This window comes from Bacteroides gallinaceum (genome assembly GCF_030373775.1).
Lineage (GTDB): Bacteria > Bacteroidota > Bacteroidia > Bacteroidales > Bacteroidaceae > Phocaeicola > Phocaeicola excrementipullorum.
The window spans coordinates 24097-40819 of record NZ_JAUDEN010000019.1; the positions used below are offsets into that span (position 1 = coordinate 24097).

Consider the following 16723-nt stretch of genomic DNA (forward strand, 5'->3'; position numbering starts at 1 on the left):
ATTAGGTTTATATTTTCAATCGGCAAAGATAACACAATAGTCCATGAAAAATAGTAACTTTGCCCCGAAAATCATTTGAATACATGAAAATAGGAATCATTACGGCCATGTCTTCCGAACAGAAACAGCTGGCCAACCAACTTGAGGACAAGACAGAAAGCAAGAAGGGTCCGTTCTCGTATATCGAAGGAGCTATCAGACGGAACGAAGTAATCCTCACGCAATGCGGAATCGGAAAAGTAAACGCTGCGGCAGGAACCGTGGAACTGATACGGAACTTCCAGCCCGACTGCATCATCAGCACCGGAGTGGCCGGAGGAATCGACTCGTGCCTGAACATCATGGATGTGGTGGCAAGCCGGCAAATAGTCTACCATGATGTATGGTGCGGAGAAGGCAACGCCTACGGACAAATACAGGGACTTCCCGCTTTCTTCCAGGGCAACGAAACACTATACGAGTGCGCGCTCTCGCTTGATACCGAAACTCCGATACACGGAGGGCTGGTCTGCACGGGCGACAAGTTTATCACCGACCGCAGCGAACTGAACGAGATAAAGAAAAACTTTCCCGAAGGGCTGGCCGTAGACATGGAATCGGCTGCCATCGCCCAGATATGTTATCTCTATAAAGTTCCGTTCATCAGCTTCCGCATCATCAGCGACACGCCGGGAGCAGACAAGCACTTCGAGCAGTACCTGAACTTCTGGGGCGAAATGGCCGACCGCTCGTTCCATGTAACCGAAACTTTCTTAAAAGCATTACCGAACAAACTATAACCGTCATGAAAAAAATACCAAGCTTTACAATCGACCATATCCGGCTGCTGCGGGGAATCTATGTGTCGCGCAAAGACGAAGTGGGCAACGAAACCGTCACCACATTCGACATCCGCATGAAAGAGCCGAACAGAGAGCCGGCATTGAGTCCGGCAGCCATCCACACCATCGAGCATCTGGCCGCAACATTCCTGCGCAACCATCCGGTGTGGGCTGACAAGGTTATTTATTGGGGCCCGATGGGATGCCTTACCGGGAATTACCTGGTGATGAAAGGCGACCTGCGCTCCGAAGACATTGTGGATCTGATGAAAGAAACGTTCCGCTTTATCGCCGGCTTTGAAGGAGAGATTCCCGGAGCCAGCGCAAAAGACTGCGGAAACTATCTGATGATGAATCTGCCCATGGCTAAGTGGGAAGCGGACAAGTTTCTGCACGAAGTGCTGGAAAAGCTTACGGAAGACAATCTCAACTACCCGCAATGACAAGCATTCAAATCCGGAAAAATGCCGTTTTGAACGGTTGGATTCCGGCGAAAAAAGTTTAATCCGCATCGTGGTCTATACAAACCACGATGTGGAATACAAAAACCACAGTGTCAAACATACAAGCCACACTGCGGTTTGCAGTTTTTTCTGCGAAATGTTGGAAAATAGAATCGCACTGTTATTCTTTCTTCTGTTTTTATAAAAATTCCGCCGAACCGGCACGCCGCTTCCATTCGCACTACAGCGGCCATCTCTTCCATTTGGCTATCAGTTCCGCAACATTCTTCGCCTCCAGTTTTTCCATGAGATGTTTCCGATGCGTCTTCACTGTATTCGGACTTATAAAAAGCCGTTCCGCCGTTTCAGATGTGCTCATTCCCTGTGACAGGCAGACCAGAACCTCCTTTTCACGAGAAGACAGCTCAGGCACTACAACGTGCGTTTCATCTGCAAGACAATTCTTCTTTTGCCTGGCCGGCAAAAAAACCCGATCAAAATAAGTACCCCCCTCCAGCAGAATGTCAACCGCCTTGCACAATTCGCTTACATCGGAATTCTTGGAAACAGCTCCATCTATACACAAATCCGACAATCTGGATGCCACCCAAGGCTCGTCATGCATAGAATAAATCAGGATGCGGCACCGGGGAGCGTATTTCCGCAGACAAGAAACGAGCTTCCGACTGTCTATCCCCGGGAATTCAAGGTCGATGATATACATGTCGAACACCTTGTCAAGCAATTTCTCAAGAGTTTCTGCATCGGAAACCCCCGTACAAGAAACATTCTTCCGCTGCAGGACAATCCTCTTCACCCCCTCACATACGATAGGATGATCATCCACCACCAGCACTTGCCATCCTTGCTCACTCATCTCCGCACAAATTAAATGTAAGGATAAAAACACTTCCCCCTACTGATGTTTCAAAATCCAAATGACCCTGGATGGCTTTCACCCTCTCACTGACCGTACGCAATCCGATACCTTGGTGATCTTCCTCAGAATTCCCGGTCATGCCTTGTCCGTCGTCAGTTACTTGCAGCCGACAACGGCCGGAAGCCTCGGAATGCAGGGAAATCTCAATCGTTGTCGCATTGGAATGCTTCACGGAATTCATGGTAAGTTCCTGCACGATACGGTACAATTCATATGCCGTCCGGGAAGGAATCTCGTCCCCTCCATATTCCATTTCAGAATGATAGACTACTTTACATCCCACATTACGGCTCACCGCCTCAGCATATCGGGAAAGAATCTCATCAAGTCCAGTCAGTTCAAACTCCGGAGGCATCAACTCATGCGAAATCGTCCTTACTTCTTCGCGCAACTTTCCGATTTCTCCAGACAGTTCCAGCGGAGATACGCCGGAAGAAGCTCCTTCAATCTTCAGCTGCAGCCCCAACAGCTCGTTGGCTATGCCATCATGCAGTTCACATGCAAAGCGCCTGCATTCCACCTCCAGACCTTCAATATAACGCCGCGCGGATTCCAGTTCTTTTTCCTGCTTCAGCCGTTCCACTCTCCGCTCAGCTGTCTTCTGCTTTTGGCGCACCGCCAGCAAGACCACAATAACCAAAGCCAGCACCACCGTCAGCGACACGGCAACCTTCAAGACCTCCGTTTCTTTCTCCAGCACCTGCTCCTGGAGGCGGCTGATTTTCAACTCCTGCTCCTGCGCATGATATCTGGCCTCAAACTGAGCCATCTGCTCCGCCAGGTTCTTCACCACTAGCGAATCGGTCCACATACGTGCACTGTCCATATAAACGAATGCCTTTTGATGCATCCCCAACTCATGATAGCAATGCGCCATGGCATCAAACAATGTGTGGAAATCCGTACCCGTCGACCTTCCTCTGAGCCATAGGAAATCATTCAATGCTTCGGTATACCGGCCTTGTTCCAGATACACCTTCGCCCTAGCCTGGATAAAGCCGATTACCGGAATAGAAGTTTCAGGCAGCTTCTCCAGCAGGCTGTTTCCAAGACGGAGATAATAATCTATCGAATCATTCTGTTTCTTCTGGCCGAAAAAACGAAAAAGCCCGGGGGTGCATCTTATCTGCCATTCCGGGGTCCCCTCCCCCTCGGAAGCCAGCCTCCATGCCTCCCGAATAGAGTGTCCGGCCTCATCTGTCTTACCCGCTTCCATCTTAATGCTTGCTCTTACCTGCCAGACACAAAACGTCACGTATTTGTCGTCAGTCTTCAATGCATGCGCCAGCGCACGGTCAATACAGATTTCCGCATCATCATACCGTTTGAGGTTAAAATAAAAGACACTAAGATTCATGTTCAGATGGGCCAGCCAACTCTCGTCATCATAACGTAAGGCAACATCAAGCGCCTTATTATAATAATAAACAGCCGAGTCTTGCATGTGTTTCCTGCGGTAGAGAATACCCAAATCATTGTAAACGCTGATGTGTTTCTCCAAATCGTCCACACGGGGAAGATAGGGCAATACCCGCTTTTTCATCTCAAAGGCCTTTTCCTCCTCCCCCACATAGATAAAAAGAGTAGCCTGCTCATTCAGCAAAACAGGATAAACGGAGGATCTCTCCACTTCTGGAATCGAGAAGACCCTGTCAAAATAATATTGGGCTGAATCGTATTCACCTTCCCCCATCAACGTAGCGGCCTTTTCATAAAAACGCACCAGCAATGTATCAACCGGACATTCTTCCGCCTCCAGTGCACCAGCCGAAACAAAGCAGCAGAACAGAAAAACAACGCGCCTAAATATCAAAGTCTGCATATGTGTAATCATTGAATCATTTCTATTTTCATATCTCCGAGCCGGTCCGGATCCGGGAAAACATCAGCCTCTTCACGCTACGCATGAAACAGTCTATCTCCTTCGCCGGAACCTTAATTCCCCATCCAATATTATCATACAGGCAAAGTAAACACTATTTATTCTTCTACACAAAAAATTATCATTCATTCCGACGTGCCAATGAACAATTTCTATACTGTTTTCCCAATAATGCAGCCAAAATCATCCTTTTGGGTGATATTTCGCCACGTTTAAATTTTATTTATTTGCAGAAACTTAAAATAATATGTCTTATGAATAGTAAATTCCACAATCTGTTCAAACTGATGACGGTCATCCTTTCAATGACGTTCATCGCCTGTTCTTCCGAAGACGAAGAAAATATTGTTGCCATGACACAAATAACAGTATCTCCTGCAAGCCTCGTTCTGAATGTGGGGGAAACAGAAGATCTGGAAGCAACCATACTCCCGGAAGAGGCTTCCCACGTAAGTGTTACCTGGAGTTCATCCGATGACAAGGTAGCTGCCGTATCACAAAATGGAACGGTGACAGGCGTATCGGAAGGAAATGCGGTAATAACTGCCTCGGCTGGAGGAAAAAGCGCAACCTGTCAGGTAACCATCGCCACTGAAACCATTGAGGTGGAAAGCATTGAAATATCTCCTTCTGCACTTACAATGACAGAAAAAGGAGAAACAGTCCAACTGACTGCAGAAATCACGCCGGAAAATGCCACCGACCCACAAGTTATATGGGCTTCGTCAGACGAAATGGTAGCTACGGTAACATCAGAAGGACTGGTAACCGCCGTAGCCGAAGGAAAAGCCACGATTACAGCTACTGCCGGAGAGAAAACTGCTTCCTGTGAAGTAACGGTAAGCATTTCCATCGCAGAAATTGAAGGAAACAAAGCTACAATCGACCTGACTGACGCTACCTCCGAACAGGTAATCCAATCTGTATCAGAAGCTTCTGCTGCCGGCGTGACACACTTTGTCATCATCGGGAACTATGCTGCACTAGATTTTGCCAACGCAAATCCTTTTGACGGCATAGCCATTGAAATGCTTGATTTGAGCGGAGTAAGCGGATGGCCATCGGTGGGCGGACAACCCGGGATGCCTGAAAAAGCATTCTACAAGCACGAACTGATACAAGAAATCATCCTCCCCGAAGAAGTGAAGACAGTCGGTGAGTATGCTTTCTACAAATGTACAGCCCTGAAAAAAGTAACTGCACCAGGAATAGAAACACTCACAAACTACGCATTCCAATATTGTACAGCACTGGAATCCGTTGATATGACTCAAGTAAAGAATATAGAAAAATGCGTATTCTTCGAAACAGCTCTGAAAGAAGCAAATTTCCCTCAAACCACTATCATAGGTGCCATGAGTTTCTATCATTGCACATCGCTCATCAGCGTGAACATGCCTGAACTGGTAACACTGGGAGAAGCAACAAAAGGCGACCAGACAAAGCGTACCGGAGCCGCAATGTTCTACGGATGCACCTCACTTGAAAACATTTCATTGCCCAAAGCCGTCACCATAGGAGATGAAGCATTCAATGGCTGCAAAACCCTGAAAGAAGTCAATCTTCCCGAAGCCACAAATTTCGGGATAGCCGTATTCTCATATTGCAACGCTCTTACTGAAATTGCATTGCCCAAAGCAAACTTCTTCAGCCAGGATGTATTCACAAACTGTCCTGCGCTCACGACCCTCAAACTGACATATCCTGGCTCCATCACGGTAGATAGCAGCACATTCGGACCGGTCAATTCGCAAACAAAAAACATAGACCTTACGCTCAACACCAGCAACAAATATCAGATACAGGCGATAGACGGCCCGCATGGATTTACATATCAATGGAAAAACCATCAATGGAAAAGCATTACATGTATTCCTTAAATAACGAATTTACATAAATAAATCTTTTATGAAAGCTAAAAACATTTGGGTGATACTATCACTCGCAGTATCTGCCGTTTCCTGCAGTAACGGCGATGAAGAAGCCAATCTTCAGGCGGTGGCTCTGGATATGAAAGAAAGCATCGACAATTTGAACCATGCCATCCCCTCTCTGCAGACGATAATTACAAAAATGGAGGACGGAGTCTATGCCACAAACATGGCAGCCGCAACAGACAATGCATATACGATAGATTTTTTGGACGCCACTTCGGTTAGGCTTGACAACAAAGAAAGCGCACTGCTGGTTGGAGTCGACAAAGATTCCGACAACAAATACTACTGGACACAAACGATCAGCGGAGAATCCACATGGCTGCTCGACGCATCGGGTAATAAAGCAGCCGTGTCAGGTGCAACCGGTTATCCCCAAATAAAAATCGACGAAAGCAACGTCTGGACGGTAAGCTATGACAACGGCAACACCTACACCAAAGTGCTGGACGCATCGGGCAATCCGATCAGTCTGACGGAAGACAACAAAAACCAAAAAGCTCCATTCCTAACCTCGGCAAAGACAGAAGACGAGCATATCATACTGACACTGGCCTCAAACGGAGAAAAAATAGAAATCCCTTATGACGCTCATGCTGTCATAGGAATCTCAGACAAGGATGCGGGAGAAACCCCATCCCTCACCGAAGAAGGCAACCTGAACATACCGCAACCTGCCTTCTACTTTGAGGAAGGTTCTGAGAACGATGTACTGTGCATGAGCCTTACAGGAATCCAGATACCGGAAACGGACGAATGGATGAAACTCTACGGGACCGGAGAAGCCGGACAAAACATTTGGCTGGAAGTGGACGGAGAACCGAAAGCCATCACCGTAATCAACGGAGAAGACATGGCACAGCCTTCACGCCGCAGCACAAATACAAGCTCACGGGCAAAAGCTGACATCGTATTTCTGGTGGACAATTCATCAAGCATGAGTGAGGAAGCTAATGCCATAGCAGAAGAAATCACGGAATGGTCTGAAACGCTGTCCCAAACGATGGATGTACGGTTCGGATGTGTTGGAAGTTCCACACTGTTCGTAAACGGTGCGATAGACATCACCACTGTTGAAAACCTGCATTCCTATCTGAATGACCGCGGGGTATCCGGGACATCACGGACACAAGGATTCGCCGAGAAATGGCTGGAAGATCTGGTACCGAACTATGGCACCGGAGGCAGCAGCTATGACGAATGCGGAGGAATTATGCTGCATTTCGCAGACGAAAACTTCACGTTCCGCCCGGGAGCCAACCGGATCTATATCCACTTCACGGACGAACCGAACTATCCAAACAAACGCCCGGAATGGTCTGTAGAATCTGTACACAAAGGCTATGAACACTATGACTGGGGAAGCACCCGCGGTACCATACACGTCGTTTTCAGCAATACGAGCAGCTATAAAGACGAAACATACTCATGGAGCACACTGACAAAAGAGAACCCCCGCAACTTCGCCAAATATACCGGAGGCACATGGATGGATGTTCCCAGCACGTTTCAAGGCGTTTCGCTTGATGACCTGAAAGTGACCGGAGCGATTACCAACTCATATATCATACGCATGAACGTCACGACCGATATGCTGACAGGAAAACACACGGTTCGGATTGTCATCAAGTCTGAAAACGGCGACTATCAGGCTGAAATGATTTACACCGACGTGGAATTTACTCACTAAGAAAAACATAAAAAATGAAAAGAAACATATTCTTTATGTTTTGTGCTTGCCTGCTTATGGCAAGCACAAACGCACAAGCCCAAAGCAAATTTGGAAACTTCCTAAAAAAAGTGAACAAAGCATTGGAAGAAACCAACCAGAAGCTGGAAGATGTCAACAATACCTTAGATGGAAAGGTGCTATCCACCGCATCAAATGGGAAAACCAAAACGTTGTCACCGTCTCACGATCTGCAACTGGAATTCGTGGAATGCTATGACGAAGGACACGACGTAGTAGTCGTACTGAAAATAACCAACACTACAGACAAGGAAATCGGTCTGAACTGGGGAGGAGGAAAAGGGTATGACAACCTGGGAAACACCTATGAATTCGACTATAACTTTTTTACCATAGGAGGGGAACAAGTATCTCCATCCGGTGTAGGAATTCCGTCAGATATCCCATTAAAGACATTGATACGTCTGAAAGATGTCAATGCAGAAGCTACATCCATCAAAAAGATAGAAATCAACACCTATCAGTATAAAGGATTCGAAGTCAGAAACATTCCCATCACACGCGGGCAAGAAACAGGACAAAACATTTCATCCGGAAGTGATGCCAGCGATGCTACCAGTGTGCTTTCTCCTACCCGACAACTGAAACTGGAATACAAAGATAATCTCATAGAGGGAAGCAACAATGTATTAATCAATTTCCTGATGACCAACACCCAATCGGAGGAAACCTATCTGAACTGGGGTGGAGGCCGTGCATGGGACGATCAAGGGAACATGTACGAATTCGGAGGCGATGAATTCACGGTCGGTGGAAAAGCCGTAGGCCCGACAGGTGTCCCTGTGCCCGGAGAAATACCCGTAAAATGTGAAATCCTACTGAAAGGAGTCAGCAAAAACGCCAAAATCATCAAACTGATCAAATTTGACACATATCAGTTTAAAGGATTTGAAATAAAAAATATACCTGTCAACTGGGAAGGAAAATAACTCTGAAAAACTTCAATCATATGAAATGTAAACATCTTATATTCATCTGTACAGTTGCATTCGCCATAATTTCCTGTGGAGGAAACGGCTCCGCAGACAGCATGTTCGGTAAAATTCCGTCCATGTATGAGAAAACGACAACAGACATGCTTCAGGATCTCAGCGACATAAACAAAGCGATAAAAGAAGACAAAAACAAAGAAAAGGCAGACAACAATCTCGAAAAATTAAAAGAGGCTTTCCAGAAAATGGAAGATGCACTCAAAGAAACGGAAAAAAAAGCACGTCCTTATGCCGATGAAATGGCTGGAAAGACTATTCCTTATGAACAGACTGACAGCTTACAGTATACAGTCATATCGGACATTACCATAAAAGAAGTGCTCCTGCCTAAGATCCGTAATCTCGGAAGCGAAGGGGTAAAACTCGAAGTGACATTCGACATCAAACTGAAGAAAGACGCAAAAAAGTCCTCCTTTTATATCTATTTTCTCATGGCAGGCGACAAAGGCAATATCGGCTATGACAAACAGTCCATATACTGTGCCGGCAAAAAACAAGGAGATGTCATTTCTGTGAAAACCACAATCAATGCTCCCGATGTCCCGACCTCATATCTGAACGCATGCGAACGCCTGATATTCGTTACAGAGGACACATATTATAGCCAACGGAGCAAAATAAAGAAGCAACAAGAACAATGGGAGCAGACCGAGTTAGAAAAATATGGCTTGAATGAAACAGATTAACACCAGATGTTCTTATTCTGAAAATCATTCAAAGTTTGCAAGCAGCCCGTCCCTGATAGAGCAGATCAAGGACGGGCTTTCTTTTCAAAGAAGCAGCATGCAACAGAATGGGAGATGAAGTTGTTGAAGGAGTAACGTCCAAAACTTTTAATCCAAGCAACCTTCTTCAACTTGCCATAGGTCATTGAGGGCTGAACCTGCCTTTTCATCAAGATGGTGTCCGCTGCGACCGCCAGCAAATCTTCCATAAGCGATTATCCTCACTTGGAGTCTGTTCGTTTCAGAAACTGTTTTGAATTTATCGTGTGCTGATTTGGGATGAGTTTTTGAGGCATTTCCGTTTGTGTGATGAGGAAGATAGCGGGCTATCTGACGAATAGAATCGGAACAACAGACAGGAAACAAACGCAAAAGAACCTGATCGAATAGTATTTTATTGGCAAATTTAAACGACAAGTTCTTACTCCATCTCTCTTTCGATCTGACCAATTCTCATGAAGTGGGACTGACAAACCAAGAAACGACAGAAAGGCATAATCTTGAAAAATGAAAGCATCCTCCAACACCAGAAAATCTTGCCCATCCTCCAAAGAAACCCCTATAAACAGTTGACCGACTGACTGAAAATTCATACTTTTGCACCATCAATTGAAATTACGTAATTTTATCACAATGAATCAAAAATTTGAGCTTATTGCCAAAACATTCCAGGGACTGGAAGAGGTACTGGCACAGGAACTCACTGAACTCGGAGCCGAAGACATACAGATCGGCAACCGCATGGTTTCATTTTCCGGGGACAAAGCCATGATGTACAAGGCGAATTTCTATCTGCGCACAGCCATACGCATTTTGAAACCCATCAAGCATTTTACCGCAACAACTGCAGATGAGGTATACAACGCCGTTAAAGATATAGCATGGGAAGAGTATCTTGACGCCACAAACACTTTTGCCGTCGACTCGGTTATCTTTTCCGAGGATTTCCGCCATTCAAAGTTTGTAGCATATAAGGTAAAGGATGCGATAGCTGACTATTTCCGTGAAAAAACAGGAAACCGTCCTTCTGTCCGCATCAACAATCCGGATATCCAGATCAACATACATATAGCAGAGAACAACTGCACGCTCTCGCTTGACAGTTCGGGTGAATCGCTCCACCGCCGGGGATACAGGCAAGAACAAGTGGAAGCTCCGCTTAATGAGGTGCTGGCGGCAGGTATTATCCTGCTTACAGGCTGGAGAGGGGAATGTGACCTGATTGACCCCATGTGCGGTTCAGGAACAATTCCTATCGAAGCTGCCTTGATTGCACGCAACATCGCTCCCGGAGTGTTCCGCAAAGAATTCGGATTCGAGAAATGGAAAGACTTCAACCAGGAACTGTTTGATGAAATCTACAATGATGACTCGCAGGAAAGGGAGTTCACACACAAGATTTACGGATACGACAATAATCCTCAAGCCAACGCAATTGCTCAGCGCAACGTAAAGGCGGCAGGCGTGAGCAAAGATATCGTATTGAAAATACAGCCTTTCCAGCAGTTTGAACAGCCCGCAGAGAAAAGCATCATCATCATGAATCCTCCTTACGGAGAGCGTATTTCCTCAGATGACCTGTTAGGACTTTATGAAATGATCGGAGAACGTCTGAAGCACGCGTTCACAGGCAATGACGCATGGGTGCTGAGCTATCGTGAAGAATGTTTCGAACAGATCGGCCTGAAAGCATCGGTAAAGATCCCGCTCTTCAACGGCGCGCTGGAATGCCAGCTTCGGGAGTATCAGATCTTCAATGGAAAATACAAGGAATTCCGCGCTGAAAATCCTGAAAAAGGATTGAAGAAGGAGAATGCTGAAAGGCCAGTCCGCAACCGCCACCACGGAGAGAAAGTTGAATACGGGAAAAGAGAAAGAAGGCCAAGACGCGACGACGAACGCCCAAGATGGAACGACAACGGACCAAGGAAATATGACGAACGCCCGAAATGGAGAGATGAAGACTTCAGACGCAATAATGACGAGAGGCCTTCGCTGCGCACACGCAAGGCTGGAGATGGCAAAGAATTCACACGCGAACGCAGGTCCGGCTTCAGAAACAGGGACGAGTTTCCGAACGACCGCCAGCGCCCTGACGCAGAAAAAGAGCAGAAACGCATCCCGGCCAAACGCTTCATATATATGCACAAGCGCCACGAGCTGGACAGACAAAAAGATGAAAACAACGAACAGGATTAATGAAATGAAACGAAATATTCTATTTATATTCTTGTTTATCATGTCAATTGCAGCCGTACATGCCCAGGAAAAGAAATCCTACACGCTGGAAGATGTAATTCCGGGAGGAAACAATTACGCAAATCTCCGCCCGAGAAATATTACAGGACTCCAGTGGTGGGGCGATGTATGCATACGCGCTGATGTGGAAACCATCAATGAGGTAGACATCAAGACAGGAAAAGAAACCGTACTGGTCACGCTTGACGAAGTGAACGAAGCTTTGCAGAGCGGTGAGAAGCCTTACAAGCTTGATTTTAAGATCAAGCCGCTCCGCACGCTGGACTCTGCCTCCATGCCTTGGAAAGACCGCAAAACGATTGCATTCTTAGGCAGAGTGGAGATGGGCGAAGGGAACGAAATCTACATGGTCTGGTATGATTTCGCTCAGAAAAAGATCACGAACATGTTCCGCATCCAAGGAAACGGAGCCAACCTTGACTTCTGCAAAGAAAACGGATGCATGGCCTATACCGTCGGCCGCCATTTGTTTGTAGCAAAAGAAGGAGATTTCCCTGCACAAATAAATTCCGTTTGCACCGGATGCAAGGAAGATCCGGAAAAAGACGTAATTTACGGACAGGCCGTACACCGCAACGAGTTTGGCATTTATAAAGGTACGTTCTGGAGCCCTAAAGGGTCTTATCTGGCATTCTACCGCATGGATCAAAGTATGGTGACCGACTATCCGCAGGTCAACACTTCCACACGTATCGCTACGCTCGAACCGGACAAATATCCGATGGCTGGAATGACAAGCCATAAAGTAACGGTGGGCATTTATGACGTGAAAAGCAAACGCACCATCTACCTGCAGACCGGCGATCCGACCAACCGTTATTTCACTAACGTAAGCTGGTCGCCCGACGAAAAACATGTCTACATCATCGAGCTGAACCGCGACCAGAACCATGCGCAACTGGTCAGCTACAATGCGGTGACGGGAGAAAAGGAAGCCATCCTTTACGAAGAAAAGCATACACGCTACGTAGAGCCCCAGCATCCGCTTATCTTCTTGCCCTGGGACGAAACAAAGTTCATCTATCAGAGTCAGCGTGACGGATTCAATCATCTGTATATCATGGATACAGAGGCCGCACAACAAGGCGAATGGAAAAGCGGAAAGGATCAGGAGGCACAGTACTGCGAATACCTGAAAACCGTTCCATTGACACAAGGCGAATGGCTCGTCAAGTCTGTATTGGGATTCAACGGGGCACGGAAAGAAATCATCATCACTTCCACCGAACTCTCTCCCCTCCAGACCAATGTGTTTGCACTGAGCACAAAGAACGGGAAACGCGCCTTGATAGGAAGCGGCGAAGGTGTCCATGCTGCTCAAGTTTCTGCTTCCGGCAATTACATCATCGACAGCTTTACATCTTCCAAGGTGGGACGAAGCATCAGCATTCTTCCGGCAAACGGAAAGAAAGGGACCAACCTGCTTACAGCTTCCGACCCGATGGAAGAACAGTTCAACATGCCCGAAATCAGTGTGGGAACAATCAAGGCTGCCGATGGGGTGACCGATCTGTATTACCGCCTCATCAAACCAGTAGACTTCGACCCGAGCAAGAAATATCCGGCCGTCATCTATGTATATGGAGGCCCTCATGCACAAATGATTCACGACACGCGTTTCTACGATGCACGCGGATGGGATCTTTATATGGCGCAGAAAGGATATGTGATGCTTACGGTAGACAGCAGAGGAAGTGACAATCGGGGTATCAGATTTGAGAATGTGACGTTCCGCCACCTTGGTGTAGAAGAGATGAAAGACCAGGTAAAAGGGGCTGAATTCTTGAAATCGCTGCCATACGTTGACAGCAACCGCATCGGAGTACACGGATGGAGCTTCGGAGGATTCATGACAACCAATCTGATGCTGACCTATCCGGATATTTTCAAGACAGGCGTTGCCGGAGGTCCGGTCATCGACTGGAAATATTATGAAGTGATGTATGGCGAACGGTACATGGACACGCCGGAAACCAATCCGGAAGGATATAAAGGTTCTGACCTGAAACAAAAAGCCGGCAACCTGAAAGGGCGGCTGGAAATCATCATCGGCGGAACAGACCCGACTTGTGTACCGCAACATACCTATACATTCTTACGTGCATGTATCAATGCCGGCACTCATCCCGATCTGTTCATCTATCCCGAGGACGGACACAACATGGTGGGACGCGACCGGGTGCACCTGCACGAACATATCACGCGTTACTTTGAAGATCATTTGAAATAAAACATTCAAAGCCGCAGACCGCACACAACAGCGATCCGTACAGTCTGCGGCAATGGAAGCTAAAAAAAGATATTATGAAACTTTTGCTTTTAGGTTCAGGCGGACGCGAGCATGCGCTGGCATGGAAAATTGCTCAAAGTCCCAAAATTGAGAAACTGTTTATCGCTCCGGGAAATGCCGGAACAAGTGAAGTTGGCGAAAACGTGGACATCAAAGCCAACGATTTCGATGCCATACGCGCTTTCGTTCTCAACAACGGCATCAACATGGTAGTCGTAGGCCCCGAAGATCCACTGGTAAAAGGTATATACGACTATTTCAAGAATGACAGTGCCTTGAAAAGCATTCCTGTCATCGGTCCGTCAAAAGCCGGTGCCGTACTTGAAGGAAGCAAAGAGTTTGCCAAAGGATTCATGCAGCGGCACCATATACCTACCGCCGGCTACAAAAGCATAACCGCCGGCAATCTGGAAGAAGGGCTGGCTTTTCTGGAAACACTGCAGGCTCCATACGTATTGAAGGCGGATGGTCTTTGCGCCGGAAAGGGCGTATTGATTCTGCCGACACTTGAAGAAGCCAAGAAAGAGCTGAAAGAGATGCTGGGCGGAATGTTTGGAGATGCATCTGCAACAGTTGTCATCGAAGAGTTCCTAAGCGGCATCGAATGCTCCGTATTTGTCCTGACCGACGGGAAAAGCTACAAGATTCTGCCCGAAGCTAAAGACTACAAACGAATAGGAGAAGGCGACAAAGGGCTGAACACCGGCGGCATGGGATCTGTATCTCCTGTCCCGTTTGCCGACAAAGAATGGATGCAAAAGGTAGAAGACCGTATAATCCGCCCGACCGTAGAAGGACTGGCAGAAGAGGGAATCGAATACAAAGGCTTCATCTTCTTCGGACTCATAAACGTAAAAGGCGATCCGATGGTGATTGAGTATAACGTACGCATGGGTGATCCCGAAACGGAAAGTGTCATGCTGCGCATCAAGAGTGATCTGGTAGATCTGTTCGAAGGGGTGGCCAACGGAAATCTGGCAGAAAAGACGCTCGAAATAGACCCGCGCTCGGCCGTATGCGTCATGCTCGTATCAGGAGGCTATCCGGAAGCTTATGAAAAAGGATTTCCCATCAGCGGAATCGAAGAAGCCAAAGCGGGAGGAAGCATCGTATTCCATGCTGGCACCGCCGCAAAGGACGGACAAACCGTCACTTCCGGAGGACGCGTCATAGCAGTCAGCTCGTATGGAAAAGACAAAGACGAAGCTCTTAAGAAATCATTCGAAAATGCCGGAAAGATACTCTTTGAGAAAAAATATTTCCGGTCTGATATCGGATTCGACCTATAATAATTGATTCATGCTCGAAAGAAACAGATTCCAATACCATCTGGCAACGGGAAAGATAATTTTTCCCGTTGCTGTTGTTTTCTGCCTGATCTCGTCTGCGTTGGGACTCAACAAGCCGGAAAATCTGATTCCGCTCATTGCATGCGGCATCACAACTTATCTGCTGATCGAGCTGAACACCACATTCTCACTCATACGCACGCGTACAACGCTGCATGCCTCTCTGTTTCTGTACTTCTACTCAAGCTGTCTGTTTCTCCACGAATATTCGCCCGAAACATGGATTCCGCTTCTTTATGTGGGAAGCATATCATGCTTGTTCAGAAGTTACGAATCCTCGCATTCTTCTACGCAGATATTCCATTCTTTTCTGCTTCTTGGCATAGCCAGCCTGATTCTGCCCCATTTGCTCTATCTGACGCCGCTGATATACTGCTTCATGATAGCCCTCCGCTCACTGAACCCGAGAAGTTTCTTTGCCGGCTTAATCGGCGTAAGCACTCCTTACGTACTGTTATTCTGCTACTACTTATACAATGACAATCCGGCTGCCATGGCAGAACTGTTCATGCAGCTAGCTGAAATACCGCCAATAGACTACACCGCACTCTCTCTGCAACAACTGGTTGCAGGAGGATTATTGCTGGTACTGACCGCCATCAGTTGCGTACAGACAATGGACAAAGGATACCAGGACAGGGTACAAACGCGAATCATGCTCCGAATCATCATCTGGAGCGGCATCGCAGTGCTGGCATTGACAGCTTGCATACCTTCCTATTTCAATGCATTCTTTCTCCTGCTGCTTGTAATCTATGCCATAACAAGCGGACATCTGTTCGCGCTGACCTTCAGCCGGTTCACCGGCATCCTGTTATGGATAACGGCAGGAGCATGGATTCTTCTTACAATATTCAATCTATGGACAACTTTATCCAATTCTTGATCGACTGGGGATACGGAGGCATGTTCATCTCTGCTTTTCTGGCAGGCACTATTCTTCCGTTCAGTTCCGAGGTTGTTTTGCTCGCGTGCGTTGCCTTAGGGCTTGACCCGCTGCTCTCCACTCTGTCCACGACACTGGGCAACGTGCTTGGCGGCCTGACTTGCTATTGGATAGGAAGACTGGGCAAAATGGAATGGATAGAAAAATATTTTCGCGTGAGCCGGAAACAACTGGACAAAGCCGCACGGTTCATACACGGAAAGGGATCCTGGATGGCCCTGTTTTCTTTCCTCCCGGTCATCGGCGATGCACTTCTCATCGCACTTGGACTCATGAAAGCCAATGTATGGATCGTTTCTGCCGCCATGAGCATCGGAAAACTAATACGGTACGCTGTCATTGTCATGACAGCTATCGGGACAGCACAACTTATCAGTTAAATGCCAATAATT

General features: G+C 47.0%; 14 protein-coding genes. 11 read left to right on the top strand and 3 right to left on the bottom strand.

The features are described 5' to 3' along the window. The first annotated feature begins 83 nt into the window (after positions 1–83). Together QUW60_RS11010 and QUW60_RS11015 are read left to right on the top strand one after the other, a co-directional pair. Positions 84–779, top strand: coding sequence for a 5'-methylthioadenosine/adenosylhomocysteine nucleosidase (locus tag QUW60_RS11010; RefSeq protein ID WP_258337350.1), 696 nt, complete (start codon positions 84–86; stop codon positions 777–779). A 5-nt stretch (positions 780–784) separates the two neighbouring features. Then, positions 785–1264: an S-ribosylhomocysteine lyase gene (locus QUW60_RS11015; protein WP_258337349.1), complete on the top strand. Its 480-nt coding sequence runs from the start codon at positions 785–787 to the stop codon at positions 1262–1264. A 241-nt stretch (positions 1265–1505) separates the two neighbouring features. Here QUW60_RS11015 and QUW60_RS11020 read toward each other — a convergent pair whose 3' ends face one another. Beyond that, positions 1506–2141: a LuxR C-terminal-related transcriptional regulator gene (locus tag QUW60_RS11020; protein WP_289560484.1), complete on the bottom strand. Its 636-nt coding sequence runs from the start codon at positions 2139–2141 to the stop codon at positions 1506–1508. Beyond that, the gene (locus tag QUW60_RS11025; protein ID WP_289560486.1) at positions 2134–4038 is read right to left on the bottom strand and encodes a tetratricopeptide repeat-containing sensor histidine kinase; all 1905 of its coding nucleotides are present in this window, start codon (positions 4036–4038) and stop codon (positions 2134–2136) included. Before QUW60_RS11025 ends, QUW60_RS11020 begins: the two co-directional genes overlap by 8 nt. Before the next feature lie 302 nt (positions 4039–4340). On the opposite strand from QUW60_RS11025, the gene QUW60_RS11030 reads away from it, so the two are divergent. From QUW60_RS11030 to QUW60_RS11045, 4 genes are read left to right on the top strand one after another with little or no spacing between them, the layout of a single operon-like run. Next, a complete protein-coding gene (locus QUW60_RS11030) occupies positions 4341–5966 on the top strand; it encodes an Ig-like domain-containing protein (RefSeq protein ID WP_289560489.1) in 1626 nt (541 codons plus the stop codon). Between the two features lie 28 nt (positions 5967–5994). Further along, the gene (locus QUW60_RS11035) at positions 5995–7710 is read left to right on the top strand and encodes a PL29 family lyase N-terminal domain-containing protein (RefSeq protein ID WP_289560490.1); all 1716 of its coding nucleotides are present in this window, start codon (positions 5995–5997) and stop codon (positions 7708–7710) included. Positions 7711–7724: 14 nt separating this feature from the next. Then, positions 7725–8699: an OmpH/Skp family outer membrane protein gene (locus QUW60_RS11040; protein WP_289560492.1), complete on the top strand. Its 975-nt coding sequence runs from the start codon at positions 7725–7727 to the stop codon at positions 8697–8699. Between the two features lie 20 nt (positions 8700–8719). Then, complete coding sequence (locus tag QUW60_RS11045) at positions 8720–9448, top strand: hypothetical protein (RefSeq protein WP_289560494.1); 729 nt, start codon at positions 8720–8722, stop codon at positions 9446–9448. Positions 9449–9513: 65 nt separating this feature from the next. Here the strand turns inward: QUW60_RS11045 and QUW60_RS11050 are convergent, their stop codons facing one another. Continuing rightward, the gene (locus tag QUW60_RS11050) at positions 9514–9696 is read right to left on the bottom strand and encodes a hypothetical protein (protein WP_258337342.1); all 183 of its coding nucleotides are present in this window, start codon (positions 9694–9696) and stop codon (positions 9514–9516) included. Between the two features lie 424 nt (positions 9697–10120). Between QUW60_RS11050 and QUW60_RS11055 the strand changes: the two genes are divergently transcribed. From QUW60_RS11055 to QUW60_RS11075, 5 genes are all read left to right on the top strand, one after another. Beyond that, a complete protein-coding gene (locus tag QUW60_RS11055) occupies positions 10121–11686 on the top strand; it encodes a THUMP domain-containing class I SAM-dependent RNA methyltransferase (protein ID WP_289560496.1) in 1566 nt (521 codons plus the stop codon). Positions 11687–11690: 4 nt separating this feature from the next. Then, positions 11691–13976 (top strand): S9 family peptidase, encoded by a 2286-nt coding sequence (locus tag QUW60_RS11060; protein ID WP_289560498.1) that lies wholly within the window; start codon positions 11691–11693, stop codon positions 13974–13976. Positions 13977–14050: 74 nt separating this feature from the next. After that, entirely contained in the window at positions 14051–15325 is a 1275-nt protein-coding gene (gene purD / locus QUW60_RS11065; protein WP_289560500.1) for a phosphoribosylamine--glycine ligase, read from the top strand. Positions 15326–15335: 10 nt separating this feature from the next. Then, a complete protein-coding gene (locus QUW60_RS11070) occupies positions 15336–16271 on the top strand; it encodes a hypothetical protein (RefSeq protein ID WP_289560502.1) in 936 nt (311 codons plus the stop codon). Next, positions 16247–16711, top strand: a complete 465-nt coding sequence (locus tag QUW60_RS11075; RefSeq protein ID WP_289560504.1) for a YqaA family protein — start codon at positions 16247–16249, stop codon at positions 16709–16711. The genes QUW60_RS11070 and QUW60_RS11075 overlap by 25 nt, the downstream gene beginning before the upstream one ends. Positions 16712–16723: the final 12 nt, after the last annotated feature.